At 40.7% G+C, this 17,478-nt stretch carries 16 protein-coding genes; 1 reads left to right on the top strand and 15 read right to left on the bottom strand.

Going from position 1 to position 17,478, the window contains the following annotated elements:
* Positions 1 to 205 precede the first annotated feature (205 nt).
* The 9 genes from BM146_RS07695 to BM146_RS07735 all read right to left on the bottom strand — a co-directional run bounded on the left by BM146_RS07695 (position 206) and on the right by BM146_RS07735 (position 7,455).
* Positions 206 to 985 (bottom strand): DUF6040 family protein, encoded by a 780-nt coding sequence (locus BM146_RS07695; RefSeq protein WP_074886817.1) that lies wholly within the window; start codon positions 983 to 985, stop codon positions 206 to 208.
* Entirely contained in the window at positions 921 to 2,132 is a 1,212-nt protein-coding gene (locus tag BM146_RS07700; protein ID WP_074886821.1) for a relaxase/mobilization nuclease domain-containing protein, read from the bottom strand. Before BM146_RS07700 ends, BM146_RS07695 begins: the two co-directional genes overlap by 65 nt.
* Positions 2,081 to 2,473 (bottom strand): plasmid mobilization protein, encoded by a 393-nt coding sequence (locus tag BM146_RS19000; protein WP_177201621.1) that lies wholly within the window; start codon positions 2,471 to 2,473, stop codon positions 2,081 to 2,083. Before BM146_RS19000 ends, BM146_RS07700 begins: the two co-directional genes overlap by 52 nt.
* Before the next feature lie 668 nt (positions 2,474 to 3,141).
* The gene (locus tag BM146_RS07710; RefSeq protein WP_074886825.1) at positions 3,142 to 3,501 is read right to left on the bottom strand and encodes a hypothetical protein; all 360 of its coding nucleotides are present in this window, start codon (positions 3,499 to 3,501) and stop codon (positions 3,142 to 3,144) included.
* 23 nt (positions 3,502 to 3,524) lie between these two features.
* Complete coding sequence (locus tag BM146_RS07715) at positions 3,525 to 4,454, bottom strand: ParM/StbA family protein (RefSeq protein WP_074886827.1); 930 nt, start codon at positions 4,452 to 4,454, stop codon at positions 3,525 to 3,527.
* A gap of 36 nt (positions 4,455 to 4,490) precedes the next feature.
* Positions 4,491 to 5,243 carry a helix-turn-helix domain-containing protein gene (locus BM146_RS07720; RefSeq protein WP_074886831.1) on the bottom strand — a complete coding sequence of 251 codons (753 nt, stop codon included), beginning with the start codon at positions 5,241 to 5,243 and terminating at the stop codon, positions 4,491 to 4,493.
* Positions 5,244 to 5,587: 344 nt separating this feature from the next.
* The gene (locus tag BM146_RS07725; protein WP_022772280.1) at positions 5,588 to 5,779 is read right to left on the bottom strand and encodes a helix-turn-helix transcriptional regulator; all 192 of its coding nucleotides are present in this window, start codon (positions 5,777 to 5,779) and stop codon (positions 5,588 to 5,590) included.
* Positions 5,766 to 6,296, bottom strand: coding sequence for a hypothetical protein (locus BM146_RS07730; protein WP_074886834.1), 531 nt, complete (start codon positions 6,294 to 6,296; stop codon positions 5,766 to 5,768). The genes BM146_RS07725 and BM146_RS07730 overlap by 14 nt, the downstream gene beginning before the upstream one ends.
* 91 nt (positions 6,297 to 6,387) lie before the next feature.
* A complete protein-coding gene (locus BM146_RS07735; RefSeq protein WP_074886838.1) occupies positions 6,388 to 7,455 on the bottom strand; it encodes a MocR-like pyridoxine biosynthesis transcription factor PdxR in 1,068 nt (355 codons plus the stop codon).
* Positions 7,456 to 7,543: 88 nt separating this feature from the next.
* Between BM146_RS07735 and BM146_RS07740 the strand changes: the two genes are divergently transcribed.
* Positions 7,544 to 8,164, top strand: coding sequence for an ECF transporter S component (locus BM146_RS07740; RefSeq protein ID WP_074886841.1), 621 nt, complete (start codon positions 7,544 to 7,546; stop codon positions 8,162 to 8,164).
* An 84-nt stretch (positions 8,165 to 8,248) separates the two neighbouring features.
* On the opposite strand, the gene BM146_RS07745 is transcribed toward BM146_RS07740, so the two are convergent.
* The 6 genes from BM146_RS07745 to BM146_RS07770 form a co-directional block, all read right to left on the bottom strand.
* Positions 8,249 to 9,325 carry an AAA family ATPase gene (locus BM146_RS07745; RefSeq protein ID WP_083413452.1) on the bottom strand — a complete coding sequence of 359 codons (1,077 nt, stop codon included), beginning with the start codon at positions 9,323 to 9,325 and terminating at the stop codon, positions 8,249 to 8,251.
* A 165-nt stretch (positions 9,326 to 9,490) separates the two neighbouring features.
* Positions 9,491 to 11,143 carry a DUF5722 domain-containing protein gene (locus tag BM146_RS07750; protein ID WP_074886844.1) on the bottom strand — a complete coding sequence of 551 codons (1,653 nt, stop codon included), beginning with the start codon at positions 11,141 to 11,143 and terminating at the stop codon, positions 9,491 to 9,493.
* A gap of 78 nt (positions 11,144 to 11,221) precedes the next feature.
* Complete coding sequence (locus BM146_RS07755) at positions 11,222 to 12,415, bottom strand: FprA family A-type flavoprotein (protein WP_143087449.1); 1,194 nt, start codon at positions 12,413 to 12,415, stop codon at positions 11,222 to 11,224.
* Between the two features lie 66 nt (positions 12,416 to 12,481).
* Positions 12,482 to 15,574: a response regulator gene (locus BM146_RS07760; protein ID WP_074886852.1), complete on the bottom strand. Its 3,093-nt coding sequence runs from the start codon at positions 15,572 to 15,574 to the stop codon at positions 12,482 to 12,484.
* A gap of 24 nt (positions 15,575 to 15,598) precedes the next feature.
* The gene (locus BM146_RS07765; RefSeq protein ID WP_074886855.1) at positions 15,599 to 16,912 is read right to left on the bottom strand and encodes an ABC transporter substrate-binding protein; all 1,314 of its coding nucleotides are present in this window, start codon (positions 16,910 to 16,912) and stop codon (positions 15,599 to 15,601) included.
* Positions 16,913 to 16,951: 39 nt separating this feature from the next.
* Positions 16,952 to 17,467, bottom strand: a complete 516-nt coding sequence (locus BM146_RS07770; RefSeq protein ID WP_074886858.1) for a flavin reductase family protein — start codon at positions 17,465 to 17,467, stop codon at positions 16,952 to 16,954.
* Positions 17,468 to 17,478: the final 11 nt, after the last annotated feature.

Genomic DNA, 17,478 nt, shown 5'->3' on the forward strand with positions numbered 1-17,478 from the left:
GCTGTGCTGTGCTGTGCTGTGCTGTGCTGTGCTGTCAGCAATTGTATTTTCTGCGCCATAACTGTCAAGCCTTTCTTGTAAAAACAATGTTTTTCAAGATATCATTATTTGTTGAACATTATTTTATCATGTTTTTTTTACAATAATCAACAAAGCTATTAGTATAAGCCAAGTATATGCAAAAATGATCTCAAAAAATCTAAAACTATCTGCTCTGAATTTGGATCCACTCACAGCTCTTATTCCTAGTTTCAAAATAATCATCAAAGTAAATGAGAAGTCCAAGATATGCTAATTGTATAAAGATGAATAATGCTACCAAATTGATTTTCATTAAATTGTGGATACCTTCACCGAAGACTATGACAGCGCCAGTTGATACTAATAACATCTTTAATGATAGGTTGCACCATCGTTTTATATAGTAATGAACGCCAATCCAAATACCATAGCAAGCACCAACAATTAGAGCTATCACCAAAATCAAGCTAGTTATCCTAAGAAGCCATGCCATGCCGGCAGAATAGGCATAAAGCTTTGTGGCTCCGCCTATATACCTGGAATAATATGGAGTTTTCAACCAGTAAGTATAGTCATTTATTCCATTCCAAACCCACATGAAGGGCAGTGTTAATGCATCCCACAAGTCATTTAAGAATGCAGGATACGCAATAAGACAGCAGAAGAGGGTAGTAGAAAGAGATTCCCAAGCTATACGCTCCTTCTTCTTTGCTCTATCCACCATGAACTTTGCATTTTTCTTTGCCTCGATCTTGGCCTCAACAGCTTTGTTAATCTTTCCATCAGCCAGTTCCTTGTAGTCAGCTATGTCTTTCTTCGCCTTAAGCTCGGCAGCCTCCTGGGCTGCCTGAGCTTTTTGTACCGTTTCAACATTAGATATATCAACGAGCTTTCTAGTATCAACGAGAAGGCTCTGAGTGTCTTCGAGATCTGCAGCTAATTTCTGCTGTTCTTTCCTGCTCAAGAGCCCGCCTCTGTTCCTCAAGTCGTCGTTCTCTTTCGCGATCGACTGATTTACGCTCTGCACTGATGAGTTCTCTGCTCTGAGCTCTGCTATTACAGATATCAGTTCTGACTTCTCTGACAAGCTGCTCTGTATCTGATTTCTCAGATCCTCTATCCGCATATCCTTCTGATGGTTCTCCGCTGTCAGCTTCCGAAGAGCCTCCGACTGAGCCTCCACCAGAGATTCCAGCGATGACTGATTCGACTTCTGCGTAGTATCGATCAAGGTACTCTGATTCTTCGGATCTATTTCCAGGTTCTGTGGCTTCTGTATTTCCAAGCCTGAGTTCATTCTGTCTTTCAAATTCAATTGCTAAATCCTCCTTGTTCACTTTAAGACCTGAAAAGGTCTTTTCAATCTTGCTGTCACGGACCTTATCTCCGCGTTCATTTTCAAATACTATGTGCTTGCGTTTGTCCTCCCACTTTACTGACCATCCTTTTTCTGCCATGCCTGAAATGAATTCCTTTTTGCTGGCAGACCTTGGGATCACTTCCATAAGGGCAATACCACAGTCTGCCAAAAAGCTCTTTTTTGAGTCATTGGTAAGAAGCTTGTAAGTGTTCTTATTCCATGCGATGATCTCGCCTGGCTCGATAGGCGTACCATCAAAGTGACGTCCTTTCTCAGCTACATGCAGTCCTTTTTCACGGCAAAGATTATTAGTGAATACCTTCTGCTGCTCCAGATCCTTTTTGGACTGATGGAGCTTTCGGCCATCAATATAGGAAACGCTGTTGGTTACGATATGACAGTGAAGGTGATCTCTATCCTGATGAACAGCAACTACGCTCTGGTGTCCTGAAAAGAACTCCTCTGCAAAAGCCTTTCCAATTTCAAGCACCTCAGCAGGGGTGACCTGTTCATCTTTGTGGAAACTGATCACGTTATGGGCACACATCCTTCCAGAATCCTTATCCCACAGCTTCTTTTCTTCAATCCAGGTCCTGTACACTGCATCGTAGTTGACTGTAGGTTCAAGATACGGTCCGATTACATCCAGATAGCCTTCCTTGACCTTTTCATCCTTTAGCACGTACTCTATGGTATTTCTCAAGCCCCCGTGGCTTTTAGCGGGCTTACCGACTGCCTTATTAATCGCCATCTATTATCATCCTCCTTCCGGAATTCCAAAATCTTATCAGAGATCTCATCCAGTTTTTCTACTGTTGGTAAAAGACCCTGACCATTTGCAACATGTGCCATCTGATTGATATTGGTAGCTATTCCTCTCAGCTGCCTGTCCTGATCAGCAAAATTCCTGCTGATATCCTTTATTACCTCTAACTCCTTGGCAGAGGTGATGTTTGAGTCACGGATTGCACTTATGATAAATGACTGCTGTGTCAATCCGGATTCTTTTATTTTGCCCTGCAATGCATCATACTCAGCAGCATTCATGCGTATGGTGATTGCTTTATTTCTTCTTCGTTTAGCTATTCCCATGATTAAATTTACTCCTCTCATTTTTTTCGCTGGTTTCCAAAGGGAGCGAGACCCTTTGGCGGAGTGCAGAGGCAGAGCCTCTAGACTATCGAACGTAGAAAAAGAAATTATCCGGGGGATGATTTCTTTTTCTGAAGTCCGGTAGTCGGCTCCGGTGTGCAGAGGTCGGATAAACCTTTGCTGGGGTTCCAAGGGGGCGAAGCCCATCTGGCAAGTTTAGCGAAAGAGAAAATGCCGATAGGCGTTTTCGATGAAGCGGTGCAATGTGGCTTGCCACTTTGCGAAACTTGCCATATTCTTTCTATCGCCGATACGGCATCGAATATCGGGATGACGTGGCGGCGATAGGGAGAATATGTGGTCTTGCGATTTGCCCGGTTGGAGATACATGATGCTGGAGTGATGGACGCTAATATCGGTTCCGCCAGGAAGTGATATTAGTGTTCTTCATTCCAGCAAACGAAGAAGGAGCAAACAGTCCAGTGGACTATTTGCCCCTTCTAAGTGGTCAGGTGTCGAACAAACTGGGAAGAAATGAAAGCGGTGCGAACTGCGCCGTTTTCATTTCTGGTAAATCGCCTCGCCGCAGCGAGCAATCTCAGTTTTCGTCCTCATGGCATTATTTTGATGCCATATGAATTTTCAAGTGGCTTCAAAGTGATGCCACATTAAAATTCATCAAGAAAACTGAGGGCATCTTCGCTGACAGCCCTATATTCATCTGTTTGTGGCTCATCCTTAGTTATCGCTGTGGTAGTGTGCCCTTTTTCACAAAAAGATGCTTCTTTGATCAACCTATTATCTGTTACCAGCTTATTGGCGACCAGTTCAGCAATTCTTTCGGCAACCACATTTAATGAAATACTTTCCATGCTCTCAGTACTTACTGCACCTTTACATATAAGTCTGAGAGCTACTGCATTCTTGGATATATTTTTCTCTTCAGAAATCCTTTGGAGTAATTCCCAGGCTTCTTTATCCTGGGGATTATCCATCCGAAATCTTATGCTTAGTCTTTTTTCCTTCATGACATTACCTCAGAAAAGAGAGCTTAAGCTCCCTTCCTCGCAAGATACTGTGAATTGTACAGCTCCTCATAGCCCTTGGCTGTAGCACAGATGTCTACAATAATCTCCACACTTGAAGCATCATATTTTCCGAAGTTCCTTATAAGGCATCCTCCGCCTCCGATGATATGGAGCTTTACAAGCTCCGGATCATATTCGTACTCACTGAGCTTATCGAAGATCATCTCGGTATATCTGACCGCTTCGCGCCTCATTACCGCCTGAATCCTTTCAGAAACTTCAGCTGTTCCATTTATGAGGAAGTCCTCAATGATACTTTCATCCGGGATTTTTCCGCATTCTGCCTGAACCTCATTCATGATATGCTTTACGCACTCATGAACGCCGATCTTATCTGTAAACTTTTTGTCAGATAAGGGGCGGCCGTTTGTTATCACCAGCGTGTTCATGGTGCCGTTGCCTATGTCAGCCAGCATATGCACTCCCTTGTAGTCTCCAAGGGAAGCTGCTATTGCTGCATATCCCTGCGGATAGACTGCAACATCGCATATTCTGATGTGATAGTACTTCCCGCAGTACCTGTAACTGACTTCAGGTCTTTTCATCAGATAATCCCTGAATGAGCTTTTCTGCTTGGACATCCAGTGAAGGGGAAGTCCTGCAGCAAGTATCAGATCGGCTGACCTTAAACCTCTGATCTCAAGCTCTTTAGCAATTGCTGCCAGCGTGAGGATATAGTAGTCACTATCCTCATCCTTGTTGGCAATGAAAACTTTATGGTTCTCACCGATAACGTAGTACATGCCGTCAAGCTGCAGGACGTTGGTTGCTATTGCAGGCTCCTCGCTATAGGACTTAACTCCGCTCTTAAACACCACATTCCTTGTTTTCATGTTTCCATAACCGTGATCAATTCCGATCACTAACTTTCCATCTGCATACAAATTATTCATACCTTTAAAATCCTCCGTTTTCTCTGATATTTGTTTTTAGTTACATAAGAGCTTCTTTTCCAGCTCTTCAAAGTCATACTCGTTCTGCTGGAAATTGCAGAAGGCATTCTTTCTCGGCGGCGAGCTCTGAAAAGCTGACGGCCTGTCAAGCCGCTCCTTGCACCAGCTTCTTATGGTCTCGTAGTTAAGGCATCCCTTATAGCCACGATCCCTGATACGCTGTATCTGATAGTCAACGTTTGCCTTGCCAAACTCTGAAACCAGATCATCATATTCAGCATCCGTGAGTGTGTCCGCCTTACACACTTCTTGAGTAATAGATTTATAGTTATTAGATTTATTATTAATATATTGTGGCGGGTTTTCCGCATGCGGTTTTCCCGTATCCCGATTTACCGCATCCGGGTTTTCAGGACACGGTGAAGATTCAGGTTTTATGGGGAATTCTTTGATTATCTTTCTGCCTGGATCATCAGGTGAAGGTGAGGGTGATGCGCTAGGAGATTCGTGGACTTCAAGGTTAGTTGAATCAAACTTGCCTCCACCATCCCTGTTCTGCTCTCTCGTGATATAGCCTTTTTCTATGAGGCTGTTAAGAGTCTTGGACACCCTGTCCTTTCCATCCGGGAGGATCTGACAGAGACCTTTGATTGTCAGATTCCAGTTATCCGGCAAAGAAAGAAGGGTAAGAAGCATACCACGCTCTGTTAGTGATAGGTTTCTGTCCCTCATGATGTTTTGGGAGACTACTGTATAGTTTCCCTGAGTTTTATTTTTAAGTATTGCCATTTAGTTGCTCCTTTGACTGGATTAAAAAAAGAGCTTAAAAAGCTCTCCGTAAACTTAAGTTACAAGTTTATAGAGAGCTTTTTATTCTACTATTTGTTCTACCAAAAAGTTCTTATTATGTTTTTTATTCCTTGTTAATCTGTGTTAAACTATGTTTTGGGACTTGATTGAGATAGGTAATAAGCCGAGTTGTCACATAAAGGGATAAGATAAAAAATCCCCCTCGATATTCGGGACGCAGAGGTCGCAAGTTCGAATCTTGTCGCCTCGACTCAGAATTTAAGCGGATTTGAGAATTTCTCAAATCCGCTTTTTTGGTAAGCAAATGTGTCCACCTTCTTTTGTTACTCCCAGAACAATTCATCAAGTGTTTTATCCAGAGCCTTGCATATAGCAATACAAAGGCTGATTGTAGGATTGTAGTCCCCCTTTTCTATGGCATTGATTGTCTGCCTTGATACCCCGCACAGGTCGGCAAGTTGCTGCTGGGACAGATCTTTGCCGGCGCGGGCAGCTTTCATCTTAAGATTCTTCATCCGCAGCACCTCTCTTATCCAGGAAATACTTGATTGCTATACCAGCAAGCACTACTGCAAAAGAAACCGCAAACAAAGTATTAAATGAAAAACTTGTTGCAAAACCTGCATCATTAAAGCCGCGATCAAGACTTACTATTGCACAGTATGCGTTGCTTATAGTAACTATAAGCAGAACTATTATCCATGTTTTTGCCTTCTGCCCAACCTGCAGATATGCATCGTTAAATATGCAGTACAATGTGTAAACAACTATACCGATGTATGCAGATGCAAGTACCACAAACTGTGGAGAAACAAAATCTTTTGTTATTCCATAAAAGAAAAGAGAATAAAATGCGTTGATAACGACAACTGTTATGAAGCTTATCTTATAGCCCTTGCCTCTTATAAGTATCTGCCTTTCGTCGTAGTGCTCCTCTCCTGCATGATACTTTTTCCTAAGAAAAAATGATATCAGTAAAATCGCAAATGTAACTGCAAGTCCAACTATTACTCCCAATGAATAACTACTCATAACTAACCTCCAAAAAAAATCATATTTATAAACTACTTTCTCAGCTGATAGTTACATAATACACTTGCGATAGCATAATGTCAACTATATTTTACATTTTGTCGTTGTGATTTTCTCTTCTTTTTCTTCTGACTCTGTTGATATGCCTCACAAAGTCCCCATTTTCAATAAGTTCAGCCAAAATATACTGCTCAAGAGCCGGAACTGTACAGGAATAAAAACCAATCTTATCCCTAAACTGCTCTTCAAGCCTTTCAGGAATTACCATATAGGCAGTTCTCATAAAAGAGCCGATGGTTCTGCTAAAAGTATTAACATAGATAACTCTTCCACTGTCATCCCGTGAATACAGAGTCTCTTCAGGCTTTCTGCTCTCTGAAAACTCTGATTCAAAATCGTCCTCTATAATAATTCCATTCCGCTTCCGGCTCCATTTGATATACTCAGATTTCTTTGCAGCAGAGGCCGTAACTCCTGTTGGAAAGCTTCGATATGGGGTAACATGAAGGACTTCTGCACTGCTTTCCCACAAGGATTCACTGTCTATTCCATCAGCTACCAGCGGCAGTTTATCGGTAGTTACCCCCTCTGCCTCATAGACATTTAAAATTTTGTGATAAGAGGGATCCTCAATAGCAAAAATCTTTTCTCTCCCCAAAGCTCTTACTATAAGGCCATACAAATATTCGGCTCCGGAGCCTATGACAATTCTTCTATAATCCGCCTCTATCCCTCTGTTTTTGGCGAGATAATCCGATATGGCCATTCTTAAGTTTTCGCAGCCATAAGCGTCAGGCCTTACCTTGATCTCTTCCCCGTATTCTGACAACACTCTTCGGGCGGTCTTGGCATATATGTTAAAAGAAATCTCTTCTGCCTTCTCGGCCACTTTAAAACTGCTTACTTTTCTAATTGGCTGCTCTGATTTATTACCATAAAAATACTCATTTTCCCTATAGCTTACAAAATACCCGCTTTTTTCCCTGGTTATAATATAGCCCTCTTCAACCAGCAGTTCATAAGCATGCTCAACTGTGATCACGCTTACTCCATAGTTTTCCGCAGTTACACGTTTTGACGGAAGTTTTGTATTATAAGCATAAACACCTGATACTATTTTTTTCCTGACATCTTCATAGATTTCTATATATCTGGTCATATAATTTTCTCCATTTTTGGTAATTTTAATAGTACCACCTTAATGTTATATTACACAGTATGAAAAAACAACACGGAGGAGTAATATTATGAACAATCGTGAAAAGAATCAGACTTTACTCAAGATAACCTATTCAGGCCTCATGGCAGCTCTTTGCTATGTTGGTTATGCTATTTTCCCTGCTATCAACGCTGCCGGAACCAAGATTCATGTAGGAAATGCATTTGTAGTCCTCGGAGCACTTTTACTTGGTGGCCCTTATGGCGGAATCGCCGGTGCTATCGGACTTTCACTTGCTGATATCCTCGGTGGATATGCCCAGTCAGCTCCCAGAACATTTATCTGCAAGCTTGTTATTGGTCTTATCGCAGGCCTCGTTGCTCATAAGATTGCTAACATTTCACATAATCATCCAAAGACATACATTGTAAAATGGTCAATTATTTCAGCTGTTGCTGCACTTGGATTTAACTGCATTTTCGAGCCTTCACTTAAATATGTGTGGTACACACTTTTAACTCCTGATGCAGAAAAAGCTGCTTCTGCCATCAAGGCCCTTGTAGCAATAACAACTTACACTACTATCATAAATGCCGTAATAAACTCAGCAATCGCAGTAGTTGCCTACATTGCACTTCGCCCGGCACTCTACAAGCTTGGCCTCTTTGGAGATATTGATTCCACTTCACTTCACGAGAGCAATGCTTGATAAAAGCTCTAATACAAACTCTTCGGTTCTATATTAAATTATGCAAGAAGGCTCAGGGTGTCACTCCCCTGAGCCTTCTTCATTTTAATCAGCCTTTGCTGCTTCATTATTATCTTCTGCTTTTTCTACCTTTTCAGCCTCATCAGGCTCCTTAACTTCTTCAACCTTATCACTGAGATCTTCAAGCACAATCTTCATCATATCTTCACTTGAAGGATTCTCCAGTGTTGCAACTCTTCTGGCCTGATTGGTTATTATCTCTTCGAAAAGATTTCTTACCTCTCTTGCGTTAGCAAAATTATCGATGTTTTCGATCTTCTTGGCTGTAATAAGAGCTCTTATCTGATGCTTGGCATCTTCATCAACTTTGTAATCATATTTGTCACAATTGAGATAGAATATCTTCTCAAGCTCATCGATATTATAATCCGGAAATTCAATATATTTATTGAATCTGGACTTAAGGCCGGGATTGCTGTCGATGAACTTCTTCATAGGCCCTGTATATCCGGCAACGATAACAACAAAATCGTCTCTGTTATCTTCCATTGCCTTAAGTATTGTATCTATTGCCTCCTGGCCAAATGCATCATCCTTCTGAGCAAGGGAATAAGCTTCATCAATAAAAAGAACTCCTCCCATTGCTTTTTTTATCTGCTCCTGAGTCTTTATAGCAGTCTGTCCAACATATCCTGCAACAAGGCCTGATCTGTCCACCTCAACAAGCTGCCCCTTTGAAAGAACTCCTATCTGTTTATAAATCCTTGCTATAATTCTTGCTACAGTAGTTTTACCTGTTCCGGGATTTCCGGTAAAAACAAGGTGAAGTGAAACCGGAACAGATTTAAGTCCCTGTTCTTTCCTGGCCTTTTGAACCTTAACGAAAGAAGTCAGCTCTTTTACATCGTCCTTTATTGTATCAAGCCCGATAAGCTTGTCTAAATCCTCCATTGGATCTGTTTCCGATTCTTGATCTTTTACTTCTTCTGATTTTTCAACTGTAGGACCTGACTTCACAAGTGCTTTTGCTTCATCTATGGCATCTCTTGCCTGTTTTACAGCATCTGCTTCACTCTTAACCTCAGACTTTTTTACATCAGTAGTTTTTGGAATACTGGTAAAAAAGTCATTATACATACTCCCTAACAAATCTCTATCCATTATTTCTCCTCTAATAACGCCAGTTTATTATCTGACATAGTCTGGTCGGATGCGGATACCGTAACCGACCAAAATACGGTCGCTAACGGTAACCAGCTCCCCTAACACTTTTTTATAAAAAAGAAAAAGCGACAGACCATTTGGTCTGCCGCCTTAAATCTGCTATTAATCGTTTAAGAACCATCCTTTTCTTGAAAGGAATGTTCTATTAGTTACAAGTGCATCAACATCCTGTCCAATGATCTGAGAAGCTTGCGCCTTGTATGTAGCAGCTTGTGCAGTACCAAGGTACTTGTAAAAATCATAAGACATTTTCTTGCTGCCATCAAGATTTTTTAATCCCTGAGCGATATGGCTCTCGATTTCATGTGCGTTATCTGTCTCTCTAAAGAGGATAAAGCTTGAAATGTATGGATTGTTCTCCGCCATTGTATATGCATAGGTAAGTGATGCTGCCTGTGCATCCTCGCCGAAGCTTGATGTAAATCCGATCTCAGAAAGTGAGATATTACGGACCTTCCCGCTTGGTGAAAGGAATGAAGCCTGACACATATAATCTGTTAGTATGTAAATATTCTCCATTGTTATGTAAGGAGTATTAAGTGAAGGACTTACATACTGTGACTGCTGCTTCCATGCATATGGATCAAAAAGTGGTGCATTGTAAGGATGAACTGAAAGTGACCAGTCAACATTACCCTCACGGTTTATATAATAGTTAAATCTATCAAGGTACTCTTTTGACATGAAGCATCCTGGATTGGATTTTCTACACCATTCCTGGTCAAAAGAAGTATACACTCTTGCATTACCATTAACAGCCTTAATCTCATTGTAGAATATACGGAAAGCCTTTACATACTCGCTGACATTGAGCTCAAGGTTTGTTGAATTCATGTAATACCATTCTGTTCTGGCATTAACTTCGTTTCCAATTACCCAATTATCAACTGTTCCGTATGCTCCACCTGAATATCTCTGAGCAAGGAAAGCTGCAATTGCCTTAAGATGCTGAGTTCCTGAATCTTCCTTGGTGTTCATTGCATAGCCAGGGCAAACATGCGCATCTCTTGAAAGCGGATGAATAAGGTCTGCTCCAGCTTCTGTCTTATTATTAAGAATTGTCATTGTAAGCTGAAAATTATTGATTGAGCACCAACGAACAAATCCATCATACTGTGCAAGAGCAGCTCCGTTAAACTGATAATCAACTCCATTGTAGCTAAAGTTAACAACGTTTGAGCCATCACCAGGGCCTACGATATCGCCCATGTAAAGATTGTAGACCATCTGTGCGATTCCCAGGTCCTTGAAAGTAGCCTCATCAGCACTGTTAGGAAGGATGCCCTTCATACCGTGGTCATTACGAGCAACTGTCTTCGTTGCAATTGCTTCAGGGTTTGTGATGTAGTGCTCGTCACTTACCTGAACCATTGATCCACCGCTCTTTACAGCTACCAAAAATTTTTTACTTAAGTTTGACTCTGCTGAATAGAAATTAAGCGGAAATGTAAATGTTGCATTTCCTGCTCTTTCAGTAGTGGCAACTACCTTTCCAACCGTGCCATCCTGATATACTTCATCAGCATAAAGATAATACTTTCCATCATCTGAGGAAGGAAGAGTGCTTGCTGAAACATTAACAACAACCTGATCCCCCTGTATAGTGCAGGACCCTATGCTTACTACTCTTCCTGCAGCCTGGGCTACTACTCCCTCATTATTTGTAACAAGGCTATAGCTTGAAGCAGCCACAAAAATAGTTGCTGCTGTGAGCGCTACACCCATTACCTTCTTAAAAAAAGATCCTTTTCTCACAACATTCCTCCAAAGTAATTCTTAATTTTGTTAGACCATTAATAATATAATTACTATCTGTACTTATGTCAAAAAAATTTACGCTTTTACAATACTTTCAACGAAAGCATCTATCTGCCCCTGATCTTCAGCGTGGAGTGCACTCTTTATTGTAAGCGCATTTTCCAAAATAGTAATATTCTTAAGCGCAGAAAGCTTATCTGTCATAAGTTTTACAGTCATCGGTGCCCAGGTTCCGTTTTGTCCAAGAGCAAAAATGCGATTTTGAACTCCAAGTGCGATCATGTCATTAAGAAATGCCTCCATTGGTGGATATACTCCGCCGTTATAAGTCGGGCAAATTATAACAATCGTCTTACATCTCCACACTTCGCCGATCAAATAGGAAATGTCAGTGCCTGATACATCATGCACCTTAACAATCTTTCCCTTTTCCCTAAGCCCTGAAGCAACCGCCTCAGCTGCACTTTTGGTGTGTCCATAAAGACTTCCGTAAACAAGCGCAATTTCTTCTGTCTCAGGAGTGTATGTGCTCCACTTTTCGTATTTTTCAAGCAGCCATTCAATATTCTTTCTCCAAACAGGGCCGTGAAGAGAAAGAATCATCTGGATATCGAGCCCTGCTGCCTTTTTCAGTGTAGCCTGTACCTGCATTCCATATTTACCAACAATATTGGCATAGTATCTTCTGGAAGAATCCAGAAATTCTTTTTCATAATCATACTCATCGGCGAAAATTCCACCATCAAGCGCTCCAAAGGTACCAAAGGCATCTGCAGAGAAAAGAGCTTTTGAGGCATCATCATAAGCAATTAGAACTTCCGGCCAGTGAACCATAGGCGCAGACACAAAATGGAATGTATGCTTACCTGTGGAAAGGGTATCTCCCTCTTTTACTTCAAGCTTCTTGTAATCTGCTGCTCCCGGGAAGAATTGCTGCATAAATGTAAACGTCTTGGAATTCCCGACTATTGTAACTTCCGGATAGAGGTTTACAACTGTATCAATAAGTGAACAGTGATCCGGCTCCATATGTAGGACCACCAGATAATCCAGCTTCTTACCGTTTAAAACTTCCTTAAGGTTTTCTAAATACTGATCAGACACAGAAATGTCTGCCGTATCAAATACAGCTGTTTTCTCATCATCGATAAAATAACTGTTATATGATACCCCTTCAGGAATCGGAAAGATATTCTCAAACTTTGACAGTCTCCTGTCGCTTCCTCCGATCCATATAATATCTTCAGTAATCTTTTTTGTCCCTCTCACAGTCTTTCCCTCCATTACGCTGATTATACTTATATTTTCTCATAAAAATGTACTAAAAGACATTTATTATTTTTTAAATTCCAAAATAGTCCGTTCTACAACTTTGATATCAATAGGTTTGGAAACATGAGCATTCATACCTGCATCAAAGGCCTGCTGTACGTCATCGGCATAGGCATTGGCTGTCATGGCGATGATTGGTATCCTCTGCGCCCAGTCAGTTGGAATTGCCCTTATAGCTGCAGCTGCCTCATAACCGTTCATAACTGGCATCTGGATGTCCATAAGGATCATGTCATAATCACCCTCTTTTGCCTCCTTGAACATCTCAACTACCTCCTGTCCATTAACGCCCCTTGTCACAGTTGCGCCCTCCATGCTCATAAGCTCTGTGAGGATATCTGCATTAATATCATTATCCTCCGCTGCCAGGAACTTCATTCCCTCAAGAGGATTCTTTTCCTCCTTTGTATCTTTTGCCGAAGCTCTCGCTGTCATATCCTCAACAGTCTGTTTGAGAGTTGAGATAAATACAGGCTTGGGCAGAATGTCATTAGCTCCTGCTTTCTTTAGCTCATCTTCCACATCCTCATAAGAATCCGCCATAACAAGCACAAGACTGTTATTTCTTCTGTCTTTTGACCTTACCATCTTCACGATTTCTGCGGCAGACATAGCTTCTACTTCATTGTCGATGAGGATCAGATCGATCAGTTTCCCTGCGCTGTTACAGTTTTCAATAGCATGAATCGCTTCAAAACCGGTCTTTGACTCCATCATTTCCAGATCATCTGCCTCCAGAGCTGTTCTGATCTGCTCATAGCTTTCAGGTTTTTCCGCAACAAGCATTGCACAACTGATTCCATGAGCTTTCCAGAAGCCAACATCCTTTTCGTCTACAGCTTTAAGCCTTAAGTTGACTATAAATGTACTTCCCTTGCCTTCTTCACTTTCAACGCGGATCGTGCCACCCATAAGTTCAACAAGGCTCTTTGTAATTGCCATTCCAAGTCCTGTTCCCTGGATTCCCTTGGTTGCCCCCTTGTCTTCTCGTGTGAAAGCATCAAATATTTTGTCTTTGTATTCAGGCTTCATTCCTATGCCATTATCTTTTATGGTAAATCTGACATTTTGGAAACCTTCAGATGAAGAGGGTGACTCATTTATAAGGAACTCGATTTTTCCACCCTCAGGGGTGTATTTAATAGCATTACCCAGAATATTCATGAGGATTTCGTTTATTCTTTGTTTATCACCCATGAATGTGTCATGTTCCATCTCCTCGATTCTTACTATGTACTCCTGATTCTTGGCCTTGGCCTGGAAGCTTATAACAGAATTGATTTCTTCCAAAAGAAGGCCTATAGCTACTTCCTTTATATCAAGAGTGGTCTTTCCGCTCTCGATCTTACTCATATCAAGAACGTCATTAAGAAGAGAAAGAAGATTCTGAGATGCCAGACTTATCTTATGCGTATATTCTTTTACCTTATCAGGTTCTTCTGCGTGTTTATCAATAAGCAGGTTAAAACCGGTGATGGCATTCATAGGTGTTCTGAAATCATGGGACATATTAGCCAAGAAACTTGTCTTTGCCTTATTGGCTGTTTCTGCAGCATTAAGAGCTTCCTGAAGCTGATGATTTCTTCTGATCTCCTGTGTTATGTCATACAGGGCAATGGCCATTCTTTTTCCACCATCATCAATTGTACAGATAACCACGCCACGATAGTACAAGTGCTCACCCGTCTTAACATTCTCAAACCTTATCTCATCAATGTTCCTCGCATCGCCTTTATTATTGCAATCCTCAATAATGTCTTTTAATCTTTCCTCGCTACCCTCTCTCTGCGCTTTCGTAAGGACTCTAATGTCCTTCTGCATGTCTTCCATGGATATTCCAAGAATTGATTCTGCATTGGATGTAAGAAAATTGCATGAGTAATCATCCTCATTTACAACGGCGAGAATGTCATTATTTTTTTCAACCACAAAATCAAAAAGCCATTCTCTGTAATGAATGTCGCTCTCTTTTACAAGAAGATCTTCCTGATTTCTCTGATTGATCTCATCAACCATGTATTTCAGCTTGGCTGCCATGTTTTCCATGGAACTTGAAAGATCTGCTATCTCATCCTTTCCATCGTCATGTATCTCAATATCAAAATTTCCATTTCTTATCTGATGAGCGGCGTTATTAAGCTTACTTACTCTACTACTCATCCTGTTGGATATGATAGTGGCAATAAGAAATGCAATAATAAAGATAACTCCGGCAATCAGCATGACTGATGATAGTATGGACATAACTTCAACTACAATTTCGCTCCTATCGACATAGTAAAAGAGCCGCCATCCATTTGACATCTTGCCAGAAGCCATAAGAAAATAGTCATCCGTGGTAATAAATGATTCGCTTTCTCCATCAATGTTTCCACTGAATATTGTTTTCTTTATCTGTTCATTTAAATTTGAATCAGCTATTTCTTTTTCCGTTATTATGGAGCCGTTTTCATCACTTATAATAATTCCGTTGTTCAGATAGCTGGACTGCTTTGTAATAGAAAAGAAAAATTCATTATTTACCTTTAGTACTACAATACCAATCACTTTAGAAGATGTACTCACATCCAGAAGGGCTTTGATGATGTATGTCCCTCCATCCTCCTCTGCCACCCACTGCGCCCCATAATCATTTCGACACAGTTGGTACCACCTTTCTTCCATTTCATCCTTAGGTTTACTCAAAAACTCTCCAATATGATTCTGCCCAATAAGGTCTGAATAGAAGTGTATTGATTCAATACTCATATCGCTTCCAATGTAATACCAGATAAGCGGCTCTATTTTTTCAGTAAGTTCCTCTGTTAAAGAAAACGGGTCATCTTTACCATGCTCAAGCACACTTCTGAAATTTTCTTCATACGAAAAGAACTTTATAACATCATTTTCTCTTTTGGCATTATTCTCAATACCATAGGCTATGACATTGGCACTGCCATGCATTGCCACCTTTGTCTGCTCTATGAGGTTCTTTTTGGCAATAAAGTAGGAATATACTCCCAGAAAAATAACCGGTATTACAATAAGCACTATAAATGTTAATCGCAGTTGTAATTTAAAACTATGGAAATTCAGTTTTCTCTTGTTCTCAACCATATCTCGCCCTCAGATTAAACGTGGTTACTTATCATACATATTGTTGACCTTGATATCCACTTGCATTAGCGCCATGTTAATTGGTTCCTTCCCCCTCAGAACCTGCTGTAATTCTTTTCCAAAAATCATGTTAATGTCAGAGCCTGAATCCCCCCATTGAAGCACAGGCATGTATAATTGATTCTTTGCAAAAACTTCTTCTATTCCTTCAAAGGCTACAGGGTTATCAAAATATGTTTTTTTCAAATAGCTTCTGCTGCCTACTCGGTCTTTCCAGATTGCAAACTGCCCTTCGTTATTTGTAAGTGACACAACTACTTCTTTTGCTGTATCAAGGTTTTTACTGTTTGCGTTAACAGCAAAACCGCAATTACATCCGCCAATCATTATCGGACCATATCTTCCCCATCCTGTAGGAAGTGTTCCTAGCTCCATTTGAGGATTTGCCACTCGTATTCTGTTGTAATCTTCCGGTCCTCCTATAAGCATAAGGCTTTTTTCTGCTACAAATTCCTCTATGGCCGCCTGCTTATCCATAGTGTACATATCTGCTGTAAATATCTGATGTTTTAAGAGCATCTCCCAATCAGAGAGGTATTCATTCAGATCATTATGAAAAATAGATCTGCCACTTCTCAATCTTGCTCCAAATTCACTGCCATACTCAGTTCCAAAAAAATTAACCTGCAGTATCGATTGTGCGCTGCTGGATACTGCCTCATAATCCATCATCCCAGCAGAAAGCGGCTTCATCCTCTTGGCCTTTCTGATAAAATCACACATTGCAATGAACTCTTCATTATTATGTGGCTCTTTTATTCCAAATTTATCGAATATCCCTTGATTCAGATATATACACTCAAAGCATGTCGTACTTGGCACTGCATATGTATCCTTGTCATACCAAAAGGCCTCAAGGCTCTCCGCCTCGAAATTACTGCAGTACTCTGTCAATGGAATAATATTCCCATTTCTGGCATTTTTCTTTGCCATTACCTGATCCACATAGATAATGTCAGGTGCGCCGTTAAATGTGAACTCAGCATCTATTATTGGCTCATAATGCGCTTTATCTATATAGACAAATTCAATTTTATAATTTGGAAACCTGCGGGCAAGATACGCCCTGAGATTAGCTGTATAAGAACTGTCATACCAGGTCGCAACCCTGATTGTTTCTAGATTACTATCAGTCCTTTTTTCTGTATCGTTTTCTGCTACAGTCTCAATTTGATCAGGCTGTGGATTTTGTACACCGCAGCCTAATAAGGCGCTTGCCATAAGCGCCATATCTAAAACTACACTAACTAAGGTTTTTTTCAGCTTTTCGCCGCCCATATTTCCCTCATAAAATATGATATGCATCAGTCGTTAGTTTTATCTGAGTAAAATAGTCTTCACTTCACCAATAAAAAGAATGTGATAATCTCCATTAGAATAAAATTGTTCTTTTATGGAGTCATCTATCAAGGCATCTTCATCAAATTCCCTCTGATAAAGAACTTTACAGATAATTATTTCTCTTGCTTCATCAATAAAAGGAACTCCATCATGGTAATTAATATTGAGTCTGGAATTGGTAATCTTGTCCTCATCCCTGCCTGATACCATAGACAGATATTTGAGCGTTCCACGATATTTCTCCTGATTCATGAAACTGATTGAATACTCACCGGAAGCATTGATGATCTCACTGGTGTATCTGCCTTTTCTGGCAAATATAAAGGTTACTCTTTTGTCCCAGATATAACCTACTCCACCCCAGGCTGCGCACATAGTGTTGACCTTACTGCCATCAGCAGCCGTGATGAGAATCTTGTCGCCTACAAATTTGTATGGCCCTGTTTCGAGATCATTTGGATTAACTGGTTGAAATACGTGTAATTCGCCCATATGGTCCTCCT

Source organism: Butyrivibrio proteoclasticus (assembly GCF_900115735.1).
Lineage (GTDB): Bacteria > Bacillota > Clostridia > Lachnospirales > Lachnospiraceae > Butyrivibrio > Butyrivibrio proteoclasticus_B.